Annotated in this window: 22 protein-coding genes; 9 read left to right on the plus strand and 13 right to left on the minus strand. The window is 45.7% G+C overall.

Annotated features, from left to right (window positions below; translation table 11 throughout):
• Positions 1 to 413: 413 nt before the first annotated feature.
• Positions 414 to 1,931: a polysaccharide biosynthesis/export family protein gene (locus tag IQ263_RS21360; protein WP_194070069.1), complete on the plus strand. Its 1,518-nt coding sequence runs from the start codon at positions 414 to 416 to the stop codon at positions 1,929 to 1,931.
• A 581-nt stretch (positions 1,932 to 2,512) separates the two neighbouring features.
• Complete coding sequence (locus IQ263_RS21365) at positions 2,513 to 4,819, plus strand: GumC family protein (protein ID WP_194070071.1); 2,307 nt, start codon at positions 2,513 to 2,515, stop codon at positions 4,817 to 4,819.
• Positions 4,820 to 5,132: 313 nt separating this feature from the next.
• Here IQ263_RS21365 and IQ263_RS21370 read toward each other — a convergent pair whose 3' ends face one another.
• The 3 genes from IQ263_RS21370 to IQ263_RS21380 form a co-directional block, all read right to left on the minus strand.
• On the minus strand, positions 5,133 to 8,291 hold the full coding sequence (locus tag IQ263_RS21370; protein ID WP_194070073.1) for a Calx-beta domain-containing protein: 3,159 nt from the start codon (positions 8,289 to 8,291) through the stop codon (positions 5,133 to 5,135).
• A gap of 1,181 nt (positions 8,292 to 9,472) precedes the next feature.
• On the minus strand, positions 9,473 to 9,751 hold the full coding sequence (locus tag IQ263_RS21375) for a hypothetical protein (protein ID WP_194070075.1): 279 nt from the start codon (positions 9,749 to 9,751) through the stop codon (positions 9,473 to 9,475).
• A 180-nt stretch (positions 9,752 to 9,931) separates the two neighbouring features.
• A complete protein-coding gene (locus IQ263_RS21380; protein ID WP_194070077.1) occupies positions 9,932 to 10,090 on the minus strand; it encodes a hypothetical protein in 159 nt (52 codons plus the stop codon).
• A 968-nt stretch (positions 10,091 to 11,058) separates the two neighbouring features.
• On the opposite strand from IQ263_RS21380, the gene lpdA reads away from it, so the two are divergent.
• Positions 11,059 to 12,495 (plus strand): dihydrolipoyl dehydrogenase, encoded by a 1,437-nt coding sequence (lpdA, locus tag IQ263_RS21385; protein ID WP_194070079.1) that lies wholly within the window; start codon positions 11,059 to 11,061, stop codon positions 12,493 to 12,495.
• A 404-nt stretch (positions 12,496 to 12,899) separates the two neighbouring features.
• On the opposite strand, the gene IQ263_RS21390 is transcribed toward lpdA, so the two are convergent.
• The 5 genes from IQ263_RS21390 to IQ263_RS21410 form a co-directional block, all read right to left on the minus strand.
• Positions 12,900 to 14,246 (minus strand): DUF2254 family protein, encoded by a 1,347-nt coding sequence (locus IQ263_RS21390; RefSeq protein WP_194070081.1) that lies wholly within the window; start codon positions 14,244 to 14,246, stop codon positions 12,900 to 12,902.
• A complete protein-coding gene (locus IQ263_RS21395; RefSeq protein ID WP_339384917.1) occupies positions 14,243 to 15,277 on the minus strand; it encodes a mechanosensitive ion channel family protein in 1,035 nt (344 codons plus the stop codon). The genes IQ263_RS21390 and IQ263_RS21395 overlap by 4 nt, the downstream gene beginning before the upstream one ends.
• 226 nt (positions 15,278 to 15,503) lie before the next feature.
• A complete protein-coding gene (locus tag IQ263_RS21400; protein ID WP_194070083.1) occupies positions 15,504 to 15,845 on the minus strand; it encodes a helix-turn-helix transcriptional regulator in 342 nt (113 codons plus the stop codon).
• Positions 15,846 to 16,091: 246 nt separating this feature from the next.
• Positions 16,092 to 16,625 carry a hypothetical protein gene (locus IQ263_RS21405; protein ID WP_194070085.1) on the minus strand — a complete coding sequence of 178 codons (534 nt, stop codon included), beginning with the start codon at positions 16,623 to 16,625 and terminating at the stop codon, positions 16,092 to 16,094.
• 33 nt (positions 16,626 to 16,658) lie between these two features.
• On the minus strand, positions 16,659 to 17,162 hold the full coding sequence (locus tag IQ263_RS21410) for a hypothetical protein (protein WP_194070087.1): 504 nt from the start codon (positions 17,160 to 17,162) through the stop codon (positions 16,659 to 16,661).
• A 220-nt stretch (positions 17,163 to 17,382) separates the two neighbouring features.
• On the opposite strand from IQ263_RS21410, the gene IQ263_RS21415 reads away from it, so the two are divergent.
• The 3 genes from IQ263_RS21415 (at position 17,383) to IQ263_RS21425 (ending at position 19,588) form a co-directional block, all read left to right on the plus strand.
• Positions 17,383 to 18,798, plus strand: coding sequence for a helix-turn-helix domain-containing protein (locus tag IQ263_RS21415; protein ID WP_194070089.1), 1,416 nt, complete (start codon positions 17,383 to 17,385; stop codon positions 18,796 to 18,798).
• Positions 18,799 to 18,900: 102 nt separating this feature from the next.
• Positions 18,901 to 19,200, plus strand: a complete 300-nt coding sequence (locus IQ263_RS21420) for a type II toxin-antitoxin system HigB family toxin (protein WP_194070091.1) — start codon at positions 18,901 to 18,903, stop codon at positions 19,198 to 19,200.
• Complete coding sequence (locus IQ263_RS21425; RefSeq protein ID WP_194070093.1) at positions 19,184 to 19,588, plus strand: helix-turn-helix domain-containing protein; 405 nt, start codon at positions 19,184 to 19,186, stop codon at positions 19,586 to 19,588. The genes IQ263_RS21420 and IQ263_RS21425 overlap by 17 nt, the downstream gene beginning before the upstream one ends.
• A gap of 84 nt (positions 19,589 to 19,672) precedes the next feature.
• Here IQ263_RS21425 and IQ263_RS21430 read toward each other — a convergent pair whose 3' ends face one another.
• A complete protein-coding gene (locus IQ263_RS21430) occupies positions 19,673 to 20,065 on the minus strand; it encodes a XisI protein (RefSeq protein ID WP_194070095.1) in 393 nt (130 codons plus the stop codon).
• Positions 20,050 to 20,226 (minus strand): element excision factor XisH family protein, encoded by a 177-nt coding sequence (locus IQ263_RS21435; RefSeq protein WP_339384921.1) that lies wholly within the window; start codon positions 20,224 to 20,226, stop codon positions 20,050 to 20,052. The genes IQ263_RS21430 and IQ263_RS21435 overlap by 16 nt, the downstream gene beginning before the upstream one ends.
• A 20-nt stretch (positions 20,227 to 20,246) precedes the next feature.
• Between IQ263_RS21435 and trpC the strand changes: the two genes are divergently transcribed.
• The 3 genes from trpC (at position 20,247) to IQ263_RS21450 (ending at position 23,144) form a co-directional block, all read left to right on the plus strand.
• A complete protein-coding gene (gene trpC, locus IQ263_RS21440) occupies positions 20,247 to 21,164 on the plus strand; it encodes an indole-3-glycerol phosphate synthase TrpC (protein WP_194070097.1) in 918 nt (305 codons plus the stop codon).
• Between the two features lie 340 nt (positions 21,165 to 21,504).
• On the plus strand, positions 21,505 to 21,750 hold the full coding sequence (locus tag IQ263_RS21445; protein WP_106333603.1) for a DUF5340 domain-containing protein: 246 nt from the start codon (positions 21,505 to 21,507) through the stop codon (positions 21,748 to 21,750).
• Between the two features lie 236 nt (positions 21,751 to 21,986).
• Positions 21,987 to 23,144: a pyridoxal-phosphate-dependent aminotransferase family protein gene (locus tag IQ263_RS21450; protein WP_194070099.1), complete on the plus strand. Its 1,158-nt coding sequence runs from the start codon at positions 21,987 to 21,989 to the stop codon at positions 23,142 to 23,144.
• A 58-nt stretch (positions 23,145 to 23,202) separates the two neighbouring features.
• Here the strand turns inward: IQ263_RS21450 and IQ263_RS21455 are convergent, their stop codons facing one another.
• The 3 genes from IQ263_RS21455 to IQ263_RS21460 form a co-directional block, all read right to left on the minus strand.
• Positions 23,203 to 23,415, minus strand: a complete 213-nt coding sequence (locus tag IQ263_RS21455) for a DUF2949 domain-containing protein (RefSeq protein ID WP_194012183.1) — start codon at positions 23,413 to 23,415, stop codon at positions 23,203 to 23,205.
• A 451-nt stretch (positions 23,416 to 23,866) separates the two neighbouring features.
• Positions 23,867 to 23,989 carry a hypothetical protein gene (locus IQ263_RS29480; RefSeq protein ID WP_255515915.1) on the minus strand — a complete coding sequence of 41 codons (123 nt, stop codon included), beginning with the start codon at positions 23,987 to 23,989 and terminating at the stop codon, positions 23,867 to 23,869.
• A 399-nt stretch (positions 23,990 to 24,388) separates the two neighbouring features.
• Positions 24,389 to 24,904, minus strand: a complete 516-nt coding sequence (locus IQ263_RS21460) for a DUF192 domain-containing protein (RefSeq protein ID WP_194070101.1) — start codon at positions 24,902 to 24,904, stop codon at positions 24,389 to 24,391.
• Positions 24,905 to 24,954: the final 50 nt, after the last annotated feature.

Here is a 24,954-nt window from a genome sequence, read left to right on the forward strand (position 1 = left end):
AGCTGTTGCTCATATAGATTGTGTATGGCGATTGAGGGTCCGATGGGGATCAGGGGAGAGGGGGAGAGAATTTGACGATTTTTGATTGTCATCAAAATATACAATGTTTATTTGCACAACAGCTTATATACAAACAAACACCGCCTCTGCGGGCTAGAAGAATCAAGCAAATTAAATGGATTTGGTATCAAGAAAAAAGATTTTTAGTTGAGATTTGCCAAACCAAAATGAAATTTAAAAAACAACTAATTATATCATCTCCGATCGCTTACCATAACAAAAACAGTAGGATCGCGCCTGCGTCAGTCAGTGTCAGCGACCGGATTGCGGACTAAACCGCACTACGAACTAATTTTAGATCGACCGGACAGGATATTATTCCAAATAATACGAGATTTTATCTGCCAATAAAAATGCGGGAAAAATTTACAATTAAAAATCGCGTTGCTTTTTCCTTGGCTGGTCTGCACTCAACAGCTTGGACTCTATCTTTTGCTGCTGTATTCTGGGGCTTTAACGGCAAAATTTTTCCCGAAACGGCTTTAGCTCAATCCGTTGTTCCTAGTGCAGAACAGTTGGTGCCGTCGCCACCACTGCGCGTACCGCCGCCGCCAGCCAACTTCAACCGGCAAATTAACCCAGCTTTTCGGAATCGGCCTTACCGCCTAGGCCCTGGAGACCAGATTTCGGTTCAAGTTCAGCGCTTCCCAGAGCTGAATTTTACAGGTGCTATCAGCCCTGAAGGGATAATTGTACTGCCACTGATTGGATCGGTAAATTTGCGCGGTCTGACTGTCGAAGAATCACAGCAGCGACTCCGCGAGCGCTTTGCCCAATTTATCAAAAATCCTCAAGTATCGAGTGCTTTGCTGGTTCAGCGCCCGGTAGTGGTGACGGTGACGGGGGAAGTGGCGAGACCTGGTTTTTATCCGCTGCAAACCCCGCAACTTCCGGCGGCTTTGGCGGCTGCTGCGGGGACTAATCCTACGGCCGAACTGCGGGCGGTGCGGGTGCGGCGGACTCTGCCGGGGGGGGAAGTGGCGGAGCAAGTTGTTGATATTTTGACACCGCTGCAAACTGGTATTGCTCCGCCGGATTTGCGTTTGGAAGATGGAGATGCGATCGTCGTACCGTATAAACAGATTACAACCGATCGCAAGTCCGATCGAGATTTAGCATCCAGGTACAGCCTAGCCGCTGCCGCCCTTCCCGTCCAAATCACCGTCACCGGAGAAGTCAGCAAACCTGGTTTTTACACGCTTCCGGCTGGTTCCGGTCGAATTTCCGCTGCTTTGGTGATTGCGGGGGGAGTCACGGGAAAAGCCGATTTGCGCGAGGTGCGAGTGCGGCGGACGCTGGTGGACGGCTCCTCAGTGGATGAACCCATCGACCTCTACACTCCCCTAGCCAACGCTCAGGATTTGTTCGATTTTCCTTTAGCCTCGGGAGATGTAATTGTCATCCCGGAATTGGACGCTAGTACCAAAAACCTAGACTACGACAAAGCTCTGGTGGCGCGGTCTACCTTGATTAAGCCCAGAATCTACGTTCGAGTTTTGAGTTACGCTAGTGGTAGTTTGACTTCGTTCTACCTAGAAAATGGCAGCAAGTTTTTGGATGCTATCAACAACTTACCTGTAAATTTAGCTGACTTGCGGAAAATGGCTTTGATTCGGTTCGACCAAAAACAAGGTAGAGCTATCAACCGCAAGATAGATGCTAAAGCTGCTTTGGAGGGCAATGTTTCTGAGAACCCGATGCTCGAAGATAATGATGTGATCGTAATCGGTAGGAATCTGGTAGAGCGCCTTGGTTATGTAATCAATACTTTTACTCGACCGTTCCGCGATATTTTGGGTTTTATTCTGTTCTTCGATCAGTTAAGAAATGGGGTAACAAATCTATTCGGCCCATCACCTAATAATAGGTAGTCATTGGCCAAACAGGGCCCAGCGAAGCGGAGGGATTGGGCATTGATTGGCCAAACAGGGCCCAGCGAAGCGGAGGGATTGGGCGGAGCGAAGCGGAGGGATTGGCCCGCGCAGGGCATTGGGCATAGGGCATAGGGCATGGGGCTCTAGCGTTGCGGAGGGATTGGGCATTGATTGGGCATAGGGCATTGGGCATACCTCACTTTTGTGAGAACCGCTATATTAGTGATGGTTATTAGTTATTAGTTATGATTTACTCAAAACAAACAGTTAACAGTTAACAGTCAACAGTCAACAGTCAACAGTCAACAATCAGCAGTTAGGATCGAAAACTTAATAACTGAAACATCTCCTACAGTCCTCTCTCCTGTAAGTTGCCTTCCTCAAAGGAGGCTCTTCCTCGCCTATCTGCATTACCAAGCAGGGCGAAAGTAACGAGCAATTGCGTAAGTTATTAATAAATTTTAATTCCTAACAGTCAACAGTCAGCAGTTAACAGTCAACAATCAACAGTCAACAATCAACAGTCAACAGTCAACAGTCAACCGTCAACAGTCAACAGTCAACAGTCAACAATCATTATGACTTTATCCGTTGTAAAACGTTATTTAATTGCTTTCGACCAATACAAGTGGGTGGGACTGGCTACTCTGGCGACGACTGTGGGCGTGTCGGGAGTAGTGGCTTTGCAGCCAACTCCCGCGCCGGTTTACGTTGCTTCCGGTACGCTGGCATACCGCAGGCCGAGCGTGATTTTTTCATCGACTACTACTAAAATTCAACAGGAAGGACAAGAAATAACTAAAGATATGCTGCTGGATCAAGAAAATGTGATTGAACCAGCAGCAGAAAAACTCATTAAAGCCCAACAAAAACCAAACACAAAAGTAGCAGCAATAGTCAATCCAAAAGAAACGGAAAAAAAAGTACAAATTTTGACTAAAAAGCTGGCAGACAAGGTGCAGATCAAAATGCCGACTAAGAATAATGACCCCAGCGCTTTGATTCAAGTATTGTACAAAAATGCCGATCGCACAACAGCAGAAGAGGTACTGGAGGTGCTGATGAACGCAATGGTGGAGCGCAGCCAAGATATTAATACTTCTAGATTGCGAGAAACGATCGCCCAAATTCAAGAACGCTTGCCGAAAGTAACTCAGGAACTCAGAGAGACGGAAGCAAAACTAGAAGCCTACGAAAAACGAGAAGGAACTTCAATTTTAGCAGCTCAGAACGGTACGCTGCCGCAAGCGATTACCGGCAGCCAACAGCTGCAGCGGCAACTCCGCGTGCAGTTGGGAGGAATTGAAGCTCAAATTAATAGTTTGCAGGATCGCTTGGGATTGAATGTGGAGCAAGCTTACGTCGCTCAAGCACTTTCTGCCGATCCAATTATTGCCCAACTGCGAGTGCAATTGTTTTCGATCGAATCTCAGCTCAAAATTCTCCGCAGCGACTTGCAGGAGGAACACCCGAAAATTGTAGAATTGCTCAAACAAAAACAAGCTTTTGACGAACAGTTGCAGCAGCGACAATCTGAGGTGCTCGGCGGTAACGGGGTGGCGGCACCGCTCAGAAGTGCCGATCGCATTCGGATAGACTCTTCTTTAGATCCGGCCAGACAACAGTTAGCTCAAAATTTGATTACTTTGCAAACCCAGCGGGAAATGGTGCAACAGCAAATCAAAGGAGTCGAAAAAACTGAACAACTATTGCGCTTAGAGCACGGCACAATTCCCAACAAGCAGTTAGAACAAGCGCGGCTGATCCAGCAAGTGGGGTTCAAAAAAGCTCTCTATGACAAGATGCAGTCAGCTTTGGTAGACGCTCAAGCGGCGGTAGCGGAGACAACGGGGAGTTTGAGAATCGCCCAGCTTCCCAAAACTGATGATGTTGACTCAAACAAGAGAGGTTTGCTGGTGATGTTGGCGGTGGGGGGATTTGTAGGATTGCTGCTGGGCGGTGGGTTGATATTTTTGTTGGGGATGCTCAACGGCAAGTTTTACAGTTGGGAAGAAGTGCGGGCGGCTTTGGTGGAAAAAGAGGTGCCGGTACTGGCAGTTTTGCCTGAAGCGATCGTGTTTGATTCCTACGAGGATGATATGCCTCTGGCTTTGGAACCCAATTCGCCCTATTTGGAGTTTTACGAGCGGTTGCGGACTAATTTGCGTCGAATTGGCGAAAGTCCGGTGAAGGTGGTGTTGTTGACTTCTGCGGCTCCTTTGGAGGGGAAGAGTTTTAGTGCTTACAATTTGGCAATTGCCTCGGCTCGATCGGGCAAACGGACTTTATTAATTGAAGCAGATTTGCGATCGGCTTCCAACGTAGAATCCTTGAGAATCGCTACAGATCCTCTAGCGGCGGTGGAACCTTTGCACTATTACGGCAATATGAGCGAGTGCGTCCATTTGGTTCCAGATGTGGAAAACCTGTATGTTGTGCCGAGTCCGGGATGTTTGCGGCAGGCTTCGGCGGTACTCGAATCGAGTGAAATGCGGAGATTGTTCGAGGATGTTCGCAATCGCTTTGATTTTGTGGTTGTGGATTCTCCGGCGTTGAGCGAGTGCAATGATGCGTTGACGCTGGAACCGTACACGGACGGTATAATTTTGGTGGCGCGGGCTGGTTATACTCTGGCTAGTATGTTGTCTGAAGCTGCGGATCAGTTGCTGGAATTTGACGACGAGGATTCGCATAAATCGGGGCCGCGGCTGTTGGGGGCGATTATCAACGGTGCTGATATTCCGGTGAAGAAGTTCCGCAACGATATTGATGAGTTGGAGTGGCCTTTGAGTGATGGGGGCGATCGAGCTATTGAAGTGCGATCGAGGCAATTACCGCACCAGTCTAAGCCAAAAAACAAAGTTATTCATAATAAATTTAACTGATTTACGGGGCTTGATGGGACGAGCAATTGCATTCATTCATTCATTCATTCATCAACTATTTTCAAATTATCTGCGTTCAGCAACGTTCATCAGCGGTTTTCCTGTAAATCAAAAATTCATACAAGAGTTGTTTAGTCTCAACTCCCAATATCAATATCAAGCGAGGATGAGGCAGCATTTAAATCTGTCTGCCTCTCCCACTTGACATTGGTGACAACTTTAGAAGTTATCACCAATGATTAAAACCCACTAACGCAAATCGCTAGTCAAAAAACGTACTGAGCAAATTGGTTAAAGGCGACCAAACTAGCATCTAAGCCAGCAATAGATTCGGGGCACTGCTGCCCATAATCGGCTCTTTGGGTAAATTCAACCAATTATCTGTGGTACCGAAATTGCCGATCGAGTTAGTGGAATTAATCCCGACGTCAGAGGAATTTCCTGGGCTTGCCATCGCCATTCGGCCCAAAGAGTTGGTGAAATTGCTCATCCAATCCCCGTTCTGAATATCGGTACTGCCCTGCAAGGGAATCGCATTTTGCCCGCCATTGCTAACTTGGTTGTTCGCATTAGCTGCAGCAAAGTTAGTAATTGGATCGTCGAAGACAAGGCTAGATGCAGTTAAGGTACCAGCGATCGGAGCAGGAGCAGGAGCAGGTGCAGTATCATTGTCTATGATGCTCAAAACGGTGCTGCTTTGGTTTCCAATTGTGGCACCTATAGGGCTAACCAAAGTTAAACCGAGAGTTTCGTCACCCTCAAATAAAGTGTCATCGATAATGGGAATGGTGATGGTTTTGGGTACTAAATCCCCATTGCCAAAATTGACAGCGATCAAACCATTAGTGTAATCAGGGCCGGCTGTAGCAGTACCATCGGACAAGCTCACCGTCGCTGAGACTGCACCGACAGCACTACCAGTACGAGTGACTGTCACTGCTGAAACAGGCGTTCCATTTTCGTTGACACTGAAGAACGGGGCGCTGAATTGCAGGGTGCTGTCATTGTCTACGATCGTCGTAACGGCGGTACCTTGGGTTCCAATCGTGGCATTGCCGGTCGGGTTAACCAAACTTAAATTGACAGTTTCGTTACCCTCCACCAAAGTGTCATCGATAATGGGAATATTGACTATCTTGGGTGCAGAATCCCCTGCGGCAAAATTGACAGGGATGGCAGTATTGTCGTAGTCAGCAGGGGCTGTAGCACTACCATTGGTGAGGTTCACGGTAGCTGAAACTGCACCGGTACTACTGCCAGTGCGAGTGACTGTCACGGCTGCAACGGCCGTTCCATTTTCTCTGATCCTGAAGGTAGGAGCGCTAAATTGCAGGGTGCTGTCATTGTCTATGATGTCCAAAGTGGCGCTACTTTGGGTTCCAATCGAGGCATTCCCTGTCGGGCTGCCCAAACTTAAATTGACAGTTTCGTTACTCTCCAACAAAGTATCGTTGACGATCGGAATATTGACCGTCTTGGGTGCAGAATCGCCAGGGGCAAAATTAACAACGATCGCATTAGCATTGTAGTCAGCAGGGGCTGTAGCAGTACCATCGGTTAAGCTGACGGTGGCTGAGACTGTACCAGAGGTTACACCAGTGCGAGTGACTGTCACGGCTGCGATCGGCGTTCCATCTTCGTTGACACTAAAGGTAGGGGAACTAAATTGCAGGGTGCTGTCATTGTCTACGATGGTCGTAACGGCGGTACTTTGGGTTCCAATCGTGGCATTACCTGTGGGGTTAATCAAACTTAAATTGACAGTTTCGTTACCCTCGAACAAAGTATCGTTGACGATCGGAATATCGATCGTTTTGGGTGTAGAATCACCAGCGGCAAAATTGACAACGATCGGACTATTGGCGTAGTCAGCAGGGGCTGTAGCAGTACCATCGGCCAAGCTCACCGTCGCTGAGACAGCAGCCACACTACTGCCAGTACGAGTGACTGTTACGGCTGAAACGGCGGTTCCATCTTCTCTGATTCTGAAGGTGGGGGCGCTAAATTGCAGGGTGCTGGTCGGGACAGCAGCGTCATTGTCTACGATGTTCAAAGTGGCGGTACTTTGCGTTCCAATCGTGGCACCTGTCGGATTGGTCAAGCTTAAGTTGACGGTTTCGTTACCTTCCACCAAAGCGTCATCGACAATAGGAACGACGATCGTCTTGGGTGTAGAATCCCCTGCGGCAAAATTGACAGGGATGGCAGTATTGGCGTAATCAGCAGGGGCTGTAGCAGTACCATTGGTGAGGTTCACGGTAGCTGAGGCGGCAGCGGTGCTGCTACCTGTGCGAGTGACTGTCACGGCTGCAACGGGCGTTCCATCTTCGTTGACGCTGAATGTGGGGGCGCTAAATTGCAGGGTGCCGACAGGGAGAGTGTCATTATCTACGATGTTCAAAGTGGCGGTACTTTGCGTTCCCAAGCTGACACGGCTGGTGCCGGTGGGATTGGTCAAGCTTAAGTTGACGGTTTCGTTACCTTCCACCAAAGCGTCATCGACAATAGGAACGACGATCGTCTTGGGTGTAGAATCCCCTGCGGCAAAATTGACAGGGATGGCAGTATTGGCGTAATCAGCAGGGGCTGTAGCAGTACCATTGGTGAGGTTCACGGTAGCTGAGGCGGTGCCGGCGCTGCTACCTGTGCGAGTGACTGTCACGGCTGCAACGGGCGTTCCATCTTCGTTGACGCTGAAGGTTGGGGCGCTAAACTGAAGGCTAACCGGATCTTGAGTCCCTTGATATTCAATGTTCCGCAGCAGGTAGTCGGAACTATCGTCTTTGAAGGAGGTGGCGGTGTAGGCAGCGGTGGGGCTATCGTAGGCTTTGGCTGAGAACCGCAGTTCGTCAAAACTAATGTTGCTCAGAGGGTTTGCTTCTATTTTGAATTTGAAATTGCCATCGGTGCGATCGCCCGTGAAAGTCACTCCATCTGAACCCACAGTAATGGGTTTTACGACTGCGGGAGAGTTTAGACGAGTAATCGTAAAATTGCTGGCCGGTACGAGAGTCCCATTATTAAAGATTTGCAGCAAACCAACTTCATTACCTTGATCGCCGAGTCCGGGGTTAGTTTTGGGACTCAATGCGCTGAGGTCGATCGTCGCGCTATTAATATTTTGGTCTTCTGCCCATTTCAGCTTCAGTACCTGAGATTGACTGGTGTTCGGATCGTAATTAATTTCCGCCCGATTTTTATTAGGATCGGTGAACCAACCATTATAAGAGGATGGCACACCAATACCAGGGGTGCTGCCGTAACTCAACCAACTTTTAGGGTTTTCATTCGTTGGTAAAGTGAGATTGGCGATCGCGGTAGGGTTGAGGTAGTCAGTTTCCACCCCATCAAAAGCTACCCCAGACAGTTTAATGCCTTGATTCTGGGCAGCAGTAGGCCATTTTGTGATTAGGTCATTGACGTTGGTGAAATTATTGGTTTGACCCAAAGAACCATTGAAAGAAGTAGGCATAGCTTTTCTTTTGCTAGTAATTAAGGATTGGAAGTGACTGAAAACCAAACAAAGCTTTGGGCTTTTTTATAGTTCTCGGTCACGGTAAGAAACGTTTCAACATCAATAACTTCTATCCGGAAAAACTTCCGATATTTTTTTCAGCCCTAGCCGCATCCCGACAAATAAACCGGGTTTTTTGGCTTATTTACGGGTCACAGGAAGTATTCTCGCAAAAACCCTGTTTCTGGCCGCTGGTGCGTAAGAAACCGGGTTTTTTAGCTTATTTACCTGTCACAACGTGTCTTTTTGCAAAAACCCGGTTTCCGGCCACCCGTGCGTAAGTCCTAATTTTTTGAAGCCTGTAAACAGCGGGTTTTCCACATCCGTAGAGGAGAGCTTAAATAATTGTCACAGTCCGTAAGTTTACTTAGAATAATTGTCAAAATATGTGAAGGTGCAGTTGCTGGCTAGCAGCGGTGTTTTCTCTGCAGCTTAAAGCTTTGAGGCGTTGCAGAGTAGAGCGATCGATTCAGGAGGGACAGGAAAATTCCTAAATTTGAGATGGTGAAGTAACAATCGAATAGAGTGCTTCTACATTTCCTCTGATTTAAAATGAACAGGTTTTGTGTAATTTTGACCTCGTTACTCGCCGGATTTATCTCCCATTTAGCTGTCATCAGTTAAAAATCTCAGCGATGGTCGGTTCTCAAAGAGTTTGAGTTTTAAATGTTATTGATGAAGGGATTGCTAAATCTATTAATGCTATGAATAATGATGAAAAGGCTGGAAAATATTTTCATCCTTGCGGTCTATTTTTAGAATTAGTTAGAGAGTTAAATTTTTTATAAGATTCGATCGCAAATAGCTGTAAACTACTAATTCAGATCCTGTCCCATCGACCGGGATTAAAAGCCGGGGCGGGTTTTTGAGATTGTCAATTGTTGGCAGATATTTTTGGTAAGCCATCGCCTACGGTATGAGGGGCGATCGACCGGACGCGAGATGACCGAGCAAGTTACCCAAACTCTTGCCGTTGCTTCGCCTAAATCGCCTATCCAAACAATTTACAGACAAAGACTAACCACAGTATAACCGCTGGCCCGATCGCACTCGGCACGGCAAAATCCAACCGGGGCGATCGCCCGCCAGCTTCTATCATCGGTCATTTATCGGATGTGATTGCTTAAAAATTTTGAGCGCTATTGATTAGATTCCGGGCGTTTCTGGCGTTTTTGCTGCACAAACTGTTCCAAATCCGCGATCGCATCTTCAAAATCCGACAAATTAATTTTCGCAGGTTTAGCCTTCTTCGGCGGACTCGAAGGCTGACTCGCAGACTTAGCTTGAGGAGGCGGAGACGGAGGCTGCGCCGCTTCAGTGTTGGCAGTTTCTATATAGTCGAACAATTCATCCAGAGACTGAAAAAAAGATTGAGCCGAGGCCCGGCGTGAATCTTTGCGATCGTCGTCATCCATCATAAGCTACTCCATAGACTCTAAAACTTGCCGAGAAACTGCGCCCCCCGGCGCGTACAGATATTGGAAATCAAAACCCCAATCAGCTAAAACCCTTGAGAAATTTTACTTTGAGCCGAGGCCAGATCCACCTCGCATCCCCCTTAAGAAGGGGGACTTTGACCGCCTCTTGTTCCCTCCTTTTTAAGGGGGGCTAGGGAGGATCGGGCTTCTTAAGGGAAGTAGGGCTTGACTTCGATCGCCTCTTCCCCCTTCTTCAGGGGCTGCGAGGGCGATCGGGACTATAGGATCAAACACTAAACCCGCACTGCATTGGACGTGGTTGTTGACATCAACCGGCATTGTCAGCCCTCAAAGTCTATCTAACTTTACCCGCCCAGTCAGTGATTTGAAACTTGGGGCGCACCGAGATCGAAACCATTGACCCTAAAAAAATCTCATTTACTGTCTAATTAACCCTAGTCTAGTCGAGAATAAGGACACAGGACTTATCAGAAAATTGGGTTGAAAACCCCGTCCTTTGAGGACGGCTTTTTTGCATTGTTAAGTAAAATAACAAATCCATCTTCACAAATGAATATGGTAGAATAACTAAATCAGACAAGATGTAAAAACCTACCTCCGGACTGGGGGAAAGTCTACGCCCAAAACATTTTTGAGGAGATATGACTGTGCACGTAACGTGCAAATGCGGTCAGCCTGGGAACCCTAGCAATAGGGATATTAAGACACAAATGTCTTAAGAATCCCCGTGCCTTAAGGCCGGGGAGTGTCAAATAAAATACCCTGAAAACCCTGTGATTTTAGTCCAGGGATGAAAGGGCATGGCAGGATTTATCCTGCCTATCAGATCTAACAATTGCACAAATGTCTGGCTAGTGTGCTATCGTCAACAAAGTCGAAAGTTGCGAATTTTGAGAAATCAAGTATCTAGCTGTTCAGCAGTACGGATGCTCAAAATAATTAATCACAACCAATACTAAAGTTCTGAACCGATTAAATCGTCTAAATCGTCAGTAAAAGACGTTAAAACCTACCTCCGGACTGGAGGAAAGTCACGACTGAGGAGCTAGTTGTAAGACTAGGATAGCAGACCGCCATGTGGCAAAAGGATTGCGCCCGGAAACCCTGACAATAGGGATATTAAGGCTGGAAAGTCTTAAGAATCCCCGTCGCTTGAGCGCGGGGAGTGTCAAGCAACTATTGCCGCTGTTCTAAGGTTGCGATCGCAACCTACAAGCTTAAAATGACGGACAGACGGTGTTTTTTGCTTGAGTCCTAAGATTTCAAAGGCATTAGGAGATTTTAAGGTGACTCAGGGATTTGATTACGATTTAGCAATTATCGGCGCTGGCGTGGGCGGACACGGGGCGGCCATACACGCGGTTAGCTGCGGGCTGAAAGTGGCAATTATCGAAGCGGGCGATATGGGCGGAACTTGCGTCAATCGCGGCTGCATTCCCTCTAAGGCGCTGTTGGCCGCTTCCGGGCGAGTGCGGGATTTGCGAAATGCCCACCACCTCAAGATGTTGGGTATTCAGTTGGGAAACGTGGATTTCGATCGCTCTTCGATCGCCAATCACGCTAACACTATTGTTAGCAAACTTCGCGGTGACTTAACCAACAGCCTCAAACGTTTGAACGTCGATATCATCCAAGGTTGGGGCAAAATCGCCGCCGCTCAAAAAATTACTGTCGAAACAGATAAAGGCGAGAAAACTATTACCGCCAAGGATATTATTCTCGCCCCCGGTTCGATTCCTTTCGTTCCCCCAGGGATAGAAATTGACGGCAAAACTGTATTTACCAGCGATGATGCTGTCAGATTGGAATCACTACCAAAGTGGATCGCAATTATTGGTAGCGGTTACATCGGTTTAGAGTTTTCGGATATTTACACAGCATTAGGCTGCGAAATTACGATGATTGAAGCTCTAGATCAATTGATGCCGACTTTTGACCCAGATATTGCTAAATTGGCCGAACGAGTGTTAATTACACCCCGCGATATTGAAACAAAAGTGGGATTGTTGGCTAAGAAGATTATTCCCGGTTCCCCGGTAATTATTGAATTAGCTGATTTCAAAACGAAGGAAGTTGTTGAAGTTTTGGAAGTTGACGCTTGTTTGGTAGCAACTGGGCGAGTTCCGGTAAGCAAGAATTTGGGGTTAGAAACTGTTGGCGTGGAAACGATGCGCGGTTATATCCCAGTTAACGATAAGATGCAGGTTTTGGTGGCTGGAGAACCGATCGCGAATTTGTGGGCGATCGGCGATGTTAATGGCAAAATGATGTTAGCGCACGCTGCATCGGCCCAGGGAATTGCGGCTGTCGAAAATATCTGCGGGCGCGCCAGGGAAATTGACTATTTGAGTATCCCGGCGGCGGCGTTTACTCACCCGGAAATTAGCTATGTGGGAATGACTGAACCTGCGGCCAAAGAGTTAGGAAAAACTGAAGGGTTTGAGGTAGCTTCTGTCAAGAGTTATTTTAAGGGAAATTCTAAAGCTATTGCGGAGGGTGAAACCGACGGTATGGCTAAGGTGATTTACCGGAAAGATACTGGGGAATTGTTGGGAGTTCACATTTTTGGTTTGCACGCTTCGGATTTGATTCAGGAGGCGGCAAATGCGATCGCCCAACGGGATTCTGTCAACACTTTAGCGTTCCGAGTTCACACGCACCCGACGCTTTCGGAAGTGCTGGATGAGGCTTTCAAGCGGGCGGCTGGAGCGGGTAGTCATTAATCTGTAGGGGCTGTTTTCTTGTTTTATATCCCCGACTTGTTGAATAAGTCGGGGATTTCGGTATTCTGTTTTAGGGCGGCGGTAGAGAAAGTTAAAGGAGATGAAAGTGTTCGCAATTGCAACTTTTAGAGAGAAACTGGTTTCTGAGATTTACGCAAGGGCCGAGAAACCGGGTATTCTTGGAGTTTTTGATTGGGTGACGAGAAATATAGAGAGAAACCGGTTTCTGAAATTTACGCAGAATAGATATCATAATGGGTTCTATAGCGGTTCGATCGCGTTGTGAGGTATGCCCTATGCCCGGTTTGGCCTATGCCCGACATTACCTCCTATGAGAGCTCGAAATGCTATACACAACAACTTAACTAATTCAGTAGTCGAAATATTCAAACTTCCGGTAGTCCTCAATCCTGGTCTATAGCTTTCAATGCTGCTAAATATCGCTCTTTAATATCTTTGCGATCTAATTCATCGAAATTTGCCTGCTGGCTGGCGCGATCGGTCAAATCTGCGTGTCGCTTGAGTGCTGTTCGGTGTGTGGTTCGATTGGTGAAACGGGCCACAACCGCGATCGCCTCTAGCAACCGCATCGTGATAGCTACATTCGATTTTCCATTCTGTCGAATTTGGTTAAAGGCTGCATCGAGCACGTCTGCAAAGGCGATCGGTTCTGCAATCATCCGCAACTGGTTGCTGTCGTCGTAGCGGTAGGGAGAGGGAATCTCTCTTTGGGTTAAACGACAAAGGGCCGCACTCAGTTGGTCAATACAGCGGATAGCCGTAAACGGATCGTTGATTCCTGGGGAAAGAGCGCGTACTGCAATCTCAACCAGTTGGTCGATCGAAAACTCTACATCCTGCCGCTCCGTGCGCTGCGAGCCAATCAGAAAAGCACCGTTAATCTTGGATGTAAGTTCCTCGTTTACCTGTTTTCCAGGAAAGACTTGTACAAGTTCACTTCCTTCGACAGTAAAGCGACCGGGACGCTGTTGAATTTGTAACAGCAGGTTATGCTCGCTAGCAATTTGCATTAGTTGGTCATTATTAATGGCTTGAATGTAGCCACCATTCTTTGCTGAAACTGGACGGGCATCTTGCTCAAAATTAGCTGGAATCTCGGCGGAAATATCCGATGGATTGTCTTGCTGCTTGTTTTTAGCTTTACTGGTTCCCATACTTTCTGGAAACAGTCGATCGATCGCATTATCAAGTTCCTCACCAACTAATTTAATCACATGATCGACCTGAATTGATAAGGCAGAATGATGAATGAAATAAATCAATACGCCAATGCTGGCGATCGCCAAACCAATGCCACAAGTTACTGCAAGGTGGGGGACAAACTCATGTTCTTCTAACCCGTTGATTGTTCGCAGCACCATCAAGCTATACACAAAGGTGGAAATGAACGTTCCCAGCACAATTTGGTTGCCCTTATCTTGCATAAAGTTACGCAGCAAGCGAGGGCCAAACTGCGAAGATGCAAGTTGAAGGGCAACGATTGTAATTGAAAAAGCTGTGGTAGCAACGCTCATCATTGAACTGGCGATCGCCGAAAGAATCGCGCGCGAGCCGCTCGGGCCTAGAGTATAGGCCCAACCCAATTCTCCAATCAGCTTAGTTTTTTGATTTTGGTCAATCCCGATGGTGACAAACGAAAGTGCGATCGCCAAAAAAACCATGACGCTTGGAACAAACCAGAAACTCGAATTTAAGGACTCCCACAAGTTGCTCAATTTCGTATTTTTCACCGATCTTTCCCCTCAGTATGTTTGTTGTTGGAAATTACTTTGCCATCCTCAGATTTAGTGCGTTGAAACTCTGTTGCGGCCAGTTGTCTGAGGGCGCGGCTGATACTGCGCGATTTGGGAACTTCAGCTTGTCCGGCGGGCCAGCCTTCGCGCTGACGTTTGCGATCGCCGTCTGTGTCTTCTGTCTGATCGTGGAACAAAATCTGCTGAGTTGGGAAGGGCAGATCGATCCCATTTGCTACTAGCTTGTTTTTAATATTAGTTAATACGCGATCTTGAAAATCTAAGAGTTCGGCACGGCGAGGAGGCTGCACCCACCAGCGGGCGCGAATGTTAACACTGCTACCGGCCAATTCTACGACGATCGCATCGGGAGCCGGATTTTTTAGCACTCCATCAACTTCATCAATTGCCTCTAAAATTATTTTTTTGGCAGTATCAATATCATCTCCGTAGCCAATGCCGATGTCATACTGCAAGCGGCGATTGTCAAAGGCTGTGTTCACGATGACTGAGTTGGTGAATAGTTCGGAGTTGGGAATTACTATGCGCCTACCATCATAGGTTTTGATTATTGTCGCCCGCGTTTGAATGTTTTCTACAGTTCCTTCAAAGTTTTTGAAGACAATTTGGTCATCAATTTGGAAGGGTTCAGTTAGCAGGATCAAAACACCCGCCAGAAAATTTTGCAGGATATCGCGAAAGGCAAACCCGATCGCCACACCGCTAATCCCCAATAGCTGAATGAGATCGTTTGCTTTGATGGACGGAATGACGATCGACAAAGCAATAAACAATCCTGTAAGAACGGTTACTCCTTGTGCTAATCGCCCCAGCACCAATCCTAAATTGCGAGCTTGACGGTGAGCGCTGGTTAGTTTTCTAACCGCTCGTTTCAATGTTTTGCCAATAAAAAAGAAAATTGCGAAGACAATCAGCGCCAGTACAATATTTGGTAATAAAATCAGAAATTCGTTTCCCATTGCCTGGATTTTACTCCAAACATCGGTGATTTTTTCTGTTGTATTCACAAGAGTTTTAGTCAATAGGTCAAGTCAGATTCTATGCCTAAGCGATGGAATCGGCATCTACCAAAGGTTAGGAATTTGCGGAAGTGGAGCGCCCTGAATGCCTGCTATCTTGGTTGGGGCGCTGGTAGATGGGCGGCGGTTAAGGTTTAAGTTAAAGTGCAATTCCCGACGGGATAGCTACGCTAGGGGAACGCGAAAGCGAACGCTGGTGCGTACTTTTAGTAATTCAGTTAAGATGAGATATTTGTGAGGAACCGCTGTTAAGAATCACGTCAGCTATGTCTTGGCGTGTAGCACCAAAGGTAAGCAAGGTGCGAATCAGGAGATCGAGGGAAGCGGAAGGATCGCCAGCTTCTATTTTAGCAACTCTTGATTGGCTGGACTTAATTCTTTGAGCAAGTTCGTGCTGCGTCATCTGTTGGTTAATCCGGTTTTGTTTGATGGCTTTACTCAGTGCAAGTTTCATTTCTATGAAGGCTGTTTCTTCTGCTGAAAGTCCTAGAAATTCCTCTGCTGTTCCGATAGTCCATCCTGCTGCTTGTAGGCGTTGGCGTTTAGCTGTGTCCATAGTTTAGGTTTTTAACTTATATGTCAATTCAGACATATTAGCAATATAGCTTGTATTATGAATGGTTGTCAAAGTGGTAAAAATCTCCTATGGTGTTGGAGAAACAGAATTAGTGATACTCAAAAAAAGAGCGATCGCACTTCAATCATATAAGGGCGATCGCTCTTTTAGCAGCTAAGTCAATTCTCAGAAATACCAGAACAACATAGCCTATGCTTAGCATTCTCAGGTCGTGGATTTAAAAGACTACTGGGGTTTAGCTGCTTCAACTATAGCCTGAACCATCTTAATTGCCTCTGTGATAGGTATTTGACCACTTTCGACAGCCCTCATTAAATCCTGAGCCCTTTGAGGGGTAATTAGATTAAGCCTAACTGGTTCTTTCAAGGAAACGATAAATTTTGTCTTGTCACTGTCTCTAACCTTAGATGCTCTTTCTTTTGCTTCAACCTCTCTTAGCTGTTCTTTTAACTGGTCGAGCATTGCTGCTTTTTTCCCTTCGTTGAAATTGCCATCAAAGATGATCCTCTTTGCTCCAACGAGAGCTGCTGCACCTAATGCTGCACCGCCAACAACCAATCCTACTGGGGGTGCAACCGCTATTAGCCCAAATAATATGGATGTACCGCCGAAAGCCGCAACAGCACCCGCAGCCGCACCAGCACCTACCACACCAATCCCAATCTCAGCTAAAATTCCGAGTTTATCATCTGGATTTTTTGCCAATTCCTCGATCGCTTTAAGGATTTGCTCCTTAGTTAGGGTTTTATTTCCTGACATATTAAGCCTCCTGATTGTTTCAAATTTTCTTATTTAAGCAGTGATAACGTTGATAAAAACTGCATTGAAAACATCAATCAGTAGTTGAAAAAACAATTTGGCGAGTTCAATAATGTCTTGTGCTACCCCAACTATGCCATCTACTTGACGGTAGCCTTGATCTAGTCTATGTCCAGCGATCGCACCAACAGTTATACCTAGCACTGCTGCCAATGGCGCTAACACCGGGCCGATAACTGGTACTGAACGTACCAATAGTCCCACAGCAACTCCTATAGCAATGCCCGTAGCTAAATTAGGATGTGCTTTGACAAACTCGATAATTTTGAGCAGAATAATTTTCCCTACAGCCAAAACTTTGTTACCAGATTTTTTCGTGTAGGTAGCCAACTCGTGCAATCTGATGGTGACTTCGTGGGGCAAGCCGAGATCGTTTAACCAGACATACAAATCGCTACTACTCATTGAATCGGCATCTACTTGCCAGAGAACCATTTCTAAGTTTGCTTGGGGGAGGGATAATGCTTGTGTAGTCATTTTTTTTCTATGGGAAAGCTATAATAGTGCCTCTTAAATATGATTGTGACTCTAAAATCTCAGTCTTGTCCAGTCGGAAAAAGTCGGATTAAGTAGGCACTTTTATATCATTTGTCATGTACCCACGCCAGAAAAAGCTGGACAAACTCGATCGGGCAGGGCCGGAAAAAGTCGGATCGAGTAGGATATAATAGGCAAAACCCCAGCATCTACCCGACCTATGGACGTTCAAGAAGTCTTAAAACTTGCCGACGACCTAGTTTTTATCAATACGGGAAAACACTTAGACAATCTGCAAGAAGTGATACTGCGGGGAACTTTGCAAGGTCTGAAATACTCAAAAATAGCCGATGAATCTCACTGTACTGAAGGCCATGTCAAGGATATTGCATCTGAATTATGGAAGCTACTATCAGAAGTATTAGGCGAAGAAGTCAATAAAGCAAATTTTAGAGTCAGATTGGAGCAAGTAAAATTCTCAAATCTCTGGTGGAACTTCAATAAAGATATTGTACAAATTGGTGAAGTCAACTTCTGTGAAAATAGTTCACATTCCCCAAAATTACCCAATTCACCAATTGAGGAAGAAGTTCTAAACAAAGCCAACACTGAACCCAAAGTGCGTCAATTCTTAGCTGAAATGCCTAAATCTGGCATTTTCTACGATCGCACATCCGAACTCGCCACCCTCAAACAGTGGATTCTCCACGAAAACACCCGCCTACTTGCCATACACGGCATAGTTGGCATTGGCAAAACCGCACTCGCCGCCCAACTTGTCCAACAAATCAAAAATGAATTTGATTTCGTCATCTGGCGAAGTCTCGCCACATCTCCACCCCTGTCAATACTTCAAACAAATATAATTCAATTCTTCTGTAGGGGCGGTGCCCCCGTGCCCGCCCACTCCCCAGAAGAAGGGGCAACCACGGGGGGATTACCCCTACTGGAATACTTGCAAAAATACCGCTGTCTGCTGATACTCGATGACGTACAAATGGTAAATAGCAGCGGACAACTAGCTGGTGATTACAAACCTGGATACGAAGATTACGGCACGCTATTTCGACAAGTAGGAGAATTATCTCATAACAGTTGCTTAGTGTTGCTCAGTTGGGAAACACCCAGAGAAATTGCCGCATTAGAAGGCAAAAACCAACCAGTGCGATCGTTACAACTGAATGGTTTAGGTGGTGAAGCGGGGGAAATCCTTAGAGAAAAAGGTTTAGCTGAACATGAAAAATGGTCAGAACTAATTGAACAATACAGAGGCAATCCCTTGTGGTTAAAAATAGTTGCTACCATGATTCAAGATTTGTTTAACGGCAGCCTATCGGATTTTTTGTCGGATGATACACTATTTTTAGGTGATTTAGAATCTTTACTGGATCAGCCATTTAATCGCTTATCCGAGTCAGAAAAACAGGTGATGTCATGGCTAGCGAGTCAAACTGCGCCAGTTTCAATCTCAAAACTGCCAGAGAATATGCAATTATCTCGATCGCAATTTTTGAAAGTCATGCAATCCTTGGGACGGCGTTCATTAGTTGAAAAAATCCTGGAGGACGAGCGCACATTTTTCACCCTTGCACCCGTACTAAAAGAGTATCTCAAAACTAACTATTCCCCAACATAGAACAAGAAGCCCGATCGCCCTTTTAGTAAAATTGGGGTTTTAGCCGATCGCACTTAAATCTGATAGAATTAGGTATATGCAAAACATCTGAACGATCGCTAAATGCACGTTATCAGTCGCAAAAGATTAAGAGACTACTGCCAAAATCATGCTGATTCCTGCGAAGCCCTCGATGATTGGTACAAAATTGTTAGTCAAGCCAACTGGAATAAACTTATTGAAGTTCAAACTATTTATCCTCAAGCTGAAGCAGTTGGAAATTTTACAATTTTCAATGTCAAAGGCAATAAATATCGCTTAATTGTAAGTCTTAACTATCAAAAGCACATTGTTTATATCAAGTACATTTTGACTCATGCAGAATATGACAAAAACAACTGGAAAAATGACCCTTACTTTTGACTCCGACAGGTACAGCAGCCTGCTATCTCAATATCAACCTCGCATTATCAAAAATGAAGATGAAAACGAAATATTTTTAGAAATAGTTGAAAGCTTGCTTTCTCGGAACAATCTAACCCCCGAAGAAGATACCCTCCTAGAACTATTAGTCAAACTCATTGAAGATTTTGAAGAAACGCATTATCAAATAAATGCTTCAACGCCCCACTCAAGACTTCTTCATTTGATGAATGCTAGAAATCTAGAGCCAGCGGATTTAGTAGAAATTATGGACACACTTGAGATAGTAACTCAAATCATTAATAACCAGCTAGAAATTACCAAAAAACAAGCTGAGGCTTTGGGAAAGTTTTTTGATGTCAATCCGAGTTTGTTTATATTTAATTAATTACAATCTTTCATATCTCTGTAGTCAGCGCAGGCGGACTTCATTTGTTTAGACGCGATTTCAATCGCCGAATAATTTATCGACTTAGGCCGATCGCACAACAGCAGATTCAGCAACAATTCCTTCATCTTTACCACTCAAACCAGTTCCGAATTCAGTATATTGCCGCACTTGAGGATGCCTAAAACCGAGTACAATATCTTCTTTAGGAACACCTGCTGCTAGTAAATCGGTAGCCACTCCTTCTTCCGTATCATCATATTGAATCCAGATTTTATCGCCAATTAAATTGATGTGAATTGGTGTGGCGTGAAGGTACTTGTTCTCATTCCAACCAAGATCCAAGACTAAGTAGCCACCTCGATCGTCATCAAATAACAGTTGAGAATGATAGCCATCAGGTATAGTATTGCGAAAGTTAGCGTGTTCCCGAAGTATAGTTTTGATGATTTCTTGGTATCTCAATCGGGTATCCATTGAAGTATGGCCTCACTTTTTTTATCAAAAACAATCAGTTTAATAATTTGATTCCTTAATAACACTTCCCCTACTTCTATGGTAAATACTATCTTAAAAATTGGTTGAGAAATTGCCAGATAAAGACTTCTATTATATAATAGTTGTAAACTTGTTGCGATCGCCCTTAATCCCCCCTATCATGCTTCAAATCCGCCGCCGTCCCCCCAGCACCTCAGTCTCCGTACTCTACCTCAGCTACGAAATCGCCGTACCCGACTCCGAACCCCGCCACATCCTCGAAGAAATCGTCTGGCAAAAAGAGGCAGAAGTCGCCCAAAAGCGCGATCGCACGCCCTTAGCCGAACTTCACAAAAAACTCCCCTTCGCACCACCAACCCGCGACTTTCTTGCCGCCCTCAAAAATGGCAAAACCAAACCCGCTATCATCGCCGAAGTCAAAAAAGCTTCCCCCAGCAAAGGCGTAATTCGCGAAGATTTCGATCCAGTGGCGATCGCCCTAGCATACCAACAAAACGGCGCTAGCTGCATCTCCGTACTCACCGATGAAAAGTTCTTTCAAGGTAGCTTCGACAACCTCGCTAAAATCCGTGCCGCCGTCGAATTGCCGCTACTTTGCAAAGAGTTTATCATCTATCCCTACCAAATCTATCTCGCCCGCATTCACGGCGCAGATGCCGTACTTTTAATCGCCAGCATTCTATCTGACAAAGACTTACAATACTTTGTAAAAATTGTCAAGACTTTGGGCATGACAGCTTTAATCGAAGTTCACACACTCGAAGAACTCGATCGAGTATTAACCCTACAAGGTGTCGAATTAATCGGCATCAACAACCGCAACCTAGAAAACTTTTCCGTCAGCCTAGAAACCACCGGTCAACTATTAGCCGATCGCCAAACCGACATCCAAGCAAAAAACATCCTCACCGTCAGCGAGTCAGGAATCCACACAGCAGACGACCTCAACCGAGTGGCCAGCGCCGGAGTCCAAGCCGTCCTCATCGGCGAGTCCCTAGTCAAACAGCCCGATCCTGGCGCTGCTTTAGCCTCCCTGGTTAAGGCTCATCCGCACGTCACCAAAGGCGAGACTGCTTGACAAACACCCCCGAATTCTGATAAAAATTGATTAACTGGGTAAATAATCAGAATTTCTAGCCTGCATCGACTCAAGCGCTTAACTGAAAAAAAAATAGCACTTAAAGCTGTATTGCGTAGAAATATTTTGCCGAAAAGCAATTAAATCTATTCGCTCTCGCTAGTCGATCGCGAAATTTAGCGCTGACAACGCACCCAGCCCCGAAAAATCGATCGGCAAAGCTGGGGTTTTTGTACGGTTAGAAAACAAATAAAAAATCAGGCATCTAATGTCCACTTGTGATGCCCCATGCAATTGCAATTGCAATGGGGTGTCTGTTCGCTGAGGTATGTTAGCTTTCATGGAGCCAATTCCCCTGCCTTCGTACATTCATTATGAATTGCTACTTCAATTGTTAGAACGCAAAACAATGTTTGCTGTCAGTCCACAATCGCCGCAGCAGCAACAAGTTCACCAACTTATTATTACACTGCGTAAAGCCCTTGCCATTCAAAAGCAATTAGAACAAAGCTGCCAGCGATCGAACTTAGCGGTAGAATATCGCTGGTCTCTAAATGAAACTAACTCTACGGGAGTTAAAAATTAAAAGTTAAAAAACTTAGAGTGCAGACTTTAAAGTTTCAATTTTTGATTTATTCTATATAGCTAACCTAAATCATTTCTGCAAATCCGTAGGGGTAGTGCCCCGTTCGGCTACGCTCGCGTCGAGCCGTCTCTACCCCAGCACAAGGCGGGCTATCACGGGGGGAAAGCCCCTACAAGAGTTACACAATTCATTTAGGCTAGCTATATAACTCCCACAGAAAAAGTTAGGACAGGATTATGGACAACAAATTAATGCTGATGATTCCCGGCCCGACGCCGGTGCCCGAAGCGGCTTTGCTGGCGATGGCAAAACACCCGATGGGCCACCGCAGCAAGGAATTTGACGCGATTTTTGCAGAATGTACCGAAAACCTCAAATGGCTGCACCAAACAAAAAGTGACGTGCTGAGTTTGACCGTTTCCGGTACCGGCGCGATGGAAGCTGGGATAATTAATTTCTTGAGTGCGGGCGATCGAGTTTTGGTCGGCACCAACGGTAAATTTGGCGAACGCTGGGCCGAAGTCGCAGAAGCCTACGGTTTAAATGTCGAAATCATCAAAGCCGAGTGGGGCCAACAATTAGACCCCGAAAATTTCCGCGAAAAACTGGAAGCTGATACAGAAAAGCAAATCAAAGCTGTCATCATCACCCACTCGGAAACCTCCACCGGCGTTCTCAACGACCTCGAAACCATCAACCGCCACGTCAAAGCCCACGGCGAAGCTTTAATCATGGTCGATGCTGTCACCAGTTTAGGTGCTGCCAACGTACCGATGGACGCTTGGGGAATTGACGTGATTGCTTCTGGTTCTCAGAAAGCTTACATGATTCCCCCTGGTTTGGGTTTTGTGGCTGTTAGTCCGAAAGCTTGGAAAGCTTACAAAACTGCGACGCTGCCCCGCTATTATTTGGATTTGGGCAAATATAGCAAAGATGCTGCCAAAAATACCACTCCTTTTACTCCGCCGGTCAATATGTTTTTTGGACTGCAAGTAACATTGCAGATGATGAAAGCCGAAGGGTTAGAAAACGTTTTCGCGCGGCACAAACGGTTGATGACAACTACTCGCGCTGCTGTAAAAGCTTTAGGTTTGCCGTTGTTCGCGGCTGACGGTGCAGCCAGCCCTGCGATTACTTCGGTGATGCCGCCTGAATCTGTAGATGCTCAAAAAGTGCGGACTTTGATGAGAAAGAGATTTGATATTGCTCTAGCCGACGGACAAGACCATTTGAAAGGTAAAATCTTCCGAATCGGTCATTTGGGCTTTGTGTGCGATCGCGATATTCTAGCAGCTATTTCCGCCTTGGAAGTCGTATTGCAAGAATTGGGCCATGAAGGCTATACTCCTGGTGCCGGCGTTGCCGCTGCTGCGAAACTTTTGGCAGAATCTTAATCTAAGTTATTAAAGGATTTTGGATTTTGGATTTTATTATCTAAAATCTAAAATCCTTTTAATATGCTTGCGCCAACCAATCAAAGATTTTATCCAACTGGTCGAGAGTGACTAAACCGTACTGCCACAGAACCATCGGCAACGAATTCGGGTCTTTGTCGCGCTGCCGCTGTTTGTCGCCGCGACGTTCGGCTACGGCTATTGAAGCGGGAGAAATCGCCAAATCTTCTTGTAAAAATCGAATTAATTTAGTGTAAGTAGCGGGTGCCATGTCATTTTGCCTCCAAGTATAGGACACCATTTTCTGATGTGAACCTGATGTTTGTGATTAGTAATAAGCCAGTTTTAAATCTGTCTTTTAACCGTAGCTTAGCTGTTTTAACAGTATTAGCGGTTGTTGAAAATGTGAAACTTAGTGCTGGGTGGGAGTTGAAAGCCAACCTTTCCCAAAAACCAAAAGATTTTGTACTTTTGCGGATAGCCCGATCGCTCAATAGATCGCGATCAAAACCTAAACTGAATACCTCGGCATCTGTGAAGCACGAATCTGAAATAAATTCTGCTACTGAAAACTAATAAACCAGGTTCAGAGTCTAGCTTCATCTGCGAAAATGCAGAATCCGCAAATTTACTGCCGCAATATTGGTCAGATATTTTGCTCTAACCCGAATCTGCTACCTGAGATCAACTTTGCCAATTAATTTAGCGCGTCGCATCTTACTTCAGATAGGTTTAGTAGATTGAGGTCGATCGCCTGAAGTTACAGAAAATTGCCTTTCGCGATCGAGGTTTTGGAGATCGCTACCGTCTCTCAGGATTGGTAACGAGTCGCTGACTCGTCTCATACCTGCTACCCATAATCTACAGCTTCCACAAACAAGCTCAAGTCTAGACTGACTGAGATTGACATCGTAGCAAATCTTTTCCTATTTGTGCTGAATCTTACATTAATAATCTAACAAATTTTGTAAATTTTTGTAAACTTTATAAATTTTTGCTGGTTATATAAAGCCGAACTCAGCCGGAGCTGAACGGAGAGTGATATCAATTCCGGTTGAACTCATACATGACTGTTGATTGTTGACTGTTGACTGTTGACTGTTGACTGTTGACTGTTGACTGTTGACTGTTGATTGTTGATTGTTGACTGTTGACTGGTCAAAAAACTGAATGGTTGAGTGTTGACTGTTGACTAGATTTTATGATTCCGATGCAACCGGAAACGCTATGACGGGTGATAATTGTTACTGGAAAAACTCGATTTCAATCCGATCGCCCACTTTGACACCGAGTTCAGCAGCCCGCCCGCCACGAAGTTCGATCACTCGATCGACAGGAGTATCAGGCCCGTAGGTAGGACAAGGCTCGGCTGTACAGGGAGGCGCCTCGGCTGCGATAGCTGTGACTACTCCATCCCGCAGAAAAATCATATCCAGAGAAATCTGGCAATTTTTCATCCAAAAATTGACCCACCGCGCCGGTTTAAACTCAAACAGCATTCCTCTGTCATCGGCCAGAGAAGTTCTGTACATTAAACCCATAGCCTGTTGTTCCGATGTTTTAGCGACTTCGAGTTCGATCTGGCGATCGGCTATCCGAGCTCTAGCAGAAATAGGCAGCACTTGACCCGATGTTGTCGCCGTTGGAGACTGCGAGGCCAAAATGCCAGTAACACCAGCATCCGCGACAGGTAAAGCCGGCGAACATCCCAGCAAAAATATAATTACCCCAATAAATAGGAAATTAGCTAAATAACTCATAATGATTTTAGATTTAGAATCGGGAATGGGGAATGGGGAATGGGGAATGG

Source organism: Tychonema sp. LEGE 06208 (genome assembly GCF_015207505.1).
Classification (GTDB): domain Bacteria; phylum Cyanobacteriota; class Cyanobacteriia; order Cyanobacteriales; family Microcoleaceae; genus Microcoleus.

Excerpts from the sequence above, each read along its gene's own strand:
- IQ263_RS21360 (WP_194070069.1), top strand. The coding sequence starts at position 414 with ATGCGGGAAAAATTTACAATTAAAAATCGCGTTGCTTTTTCCTTGGCT.
- IQ263_RS21365 (WP_194070071.1), top strand. The coding sequence starts at position 2,513 with ATGACTTTATCCGTTGTAAAACGTTATTTAATTGCTTTCGACCAATAC.
- IQ263_RS21370 (WP_194070073.1), bottom strand. The coding sequence starts at position 8,291 with ATGCCTACTTCTTTCAATGGTTCTTTGGGTCAAACCAATAATTTCACC.
- IQ263_RS21375 (WP_194070075.1), bottom strand. The coding sequence starts at position 9,751 with ATGATGGATGACGACGATCGCAAAGATTCACGCCGGGCCTCGGCTCAA.
- IQ263_RS21380 (WP_194070077.1), bottom strand. The coding sequence starts at position 10,090 with ATGCCGGTTGATGTCAACAACCACGTCCAATGCAGTGCGGGTTTAGTG.
- IQ263_RS21400 (WP_194070083.1), bottom strand. The coding sequence starts at position 15,845 with ATGGACACAGCTAAACGCCAACGCCTACAAGCAGCAGGATGGACTATC.
- IQ263_RS21405 (WP_194070085.1), bottom strand. The coding sequence starts at position 16,625 with ATGTCAGGAAATAAAACCCTAACTAAGGAGCAAATCCTTAAAGCGATC.
- IQ263_RS21410 (WP_194070087.1), bottom strand. The coding sequence starts at position 17,162 with ATGACTACACAAGCATTATCCCTCCCCCAAGCAAACTTAGAAATGGTT.
- IQ263_RS21415 (WP_194070089.1), top strand. The coding sequence starts at position 17,383 with ATGGACGTTCAAGAAGTCTTAAAACTTGCCGACGACCTAGTTTTTATC.
- IQ263_RS21420 (WP_194070091.1), top strand. The coding sequence starts at position 18,901 with ATGCACGTTATCAGTCGCAAAAGATTAAGAGACTACTGCCAAAATCAT.
- IQ263_RS21425 (WP_194070093.1), top strand. The coding sequence starts at position 19,184 with ATGACCCTTACTTTTGACTCCGACAGGTACAGCAGCCTGCTATCTCAA.
- IQ263_RS21430 (WP_194070095.1), bottom strand. The coding sequence starts at position 20,065 with ATGGATACCCGATTGAGATACCAAGAAATCATCAAAACTATACTTCGG.
- trpC (WP_194070097.1), top strand. The coding sequence starts at position 20,247 with ATGCTTCAAATCCGCCGCCGTCCCCCCAGCACCTCAGTCTCCGTACTC.
- IQ263_RS21445 (WP_106333603.1), top strand. The coding sequence starts at position 21,505 with ATGGAGCCAATTCCCCTGCCTTCGTACATTCATTATGAATTGCTACTT.
- IQ263_RS21450 (WP_194070099.1), top strand. The coding sequence starts at position 21,987 with ATGGACAACAAATTAATGCTGATGATTCCCGGCCCGACGCCGGTGCCC.
- IQ263_RS21455 (WP_194012183.1), bottom strand. The coding sequence starts at position 23,415 with ATGGCACCCGCTACTTACACTAAATTAATTCGATTTTTACAAGAAGAT.
- IQ263_RS29480 (WP_255515915.1), bottom strand. The coding sequence starts at position 23,989 with ATGAGACGAGTCAGCGACTCGTTACCAATCCTGAGAGACGGTAGCGAT.
- IQ263_RS21460 (WP_194070101.1), bottom strand. The coding sequence starts at position 24,904 with ATGAGTTATTTAGCTAATTTCCTATTTATTGGGGTAATTATATTTTTG.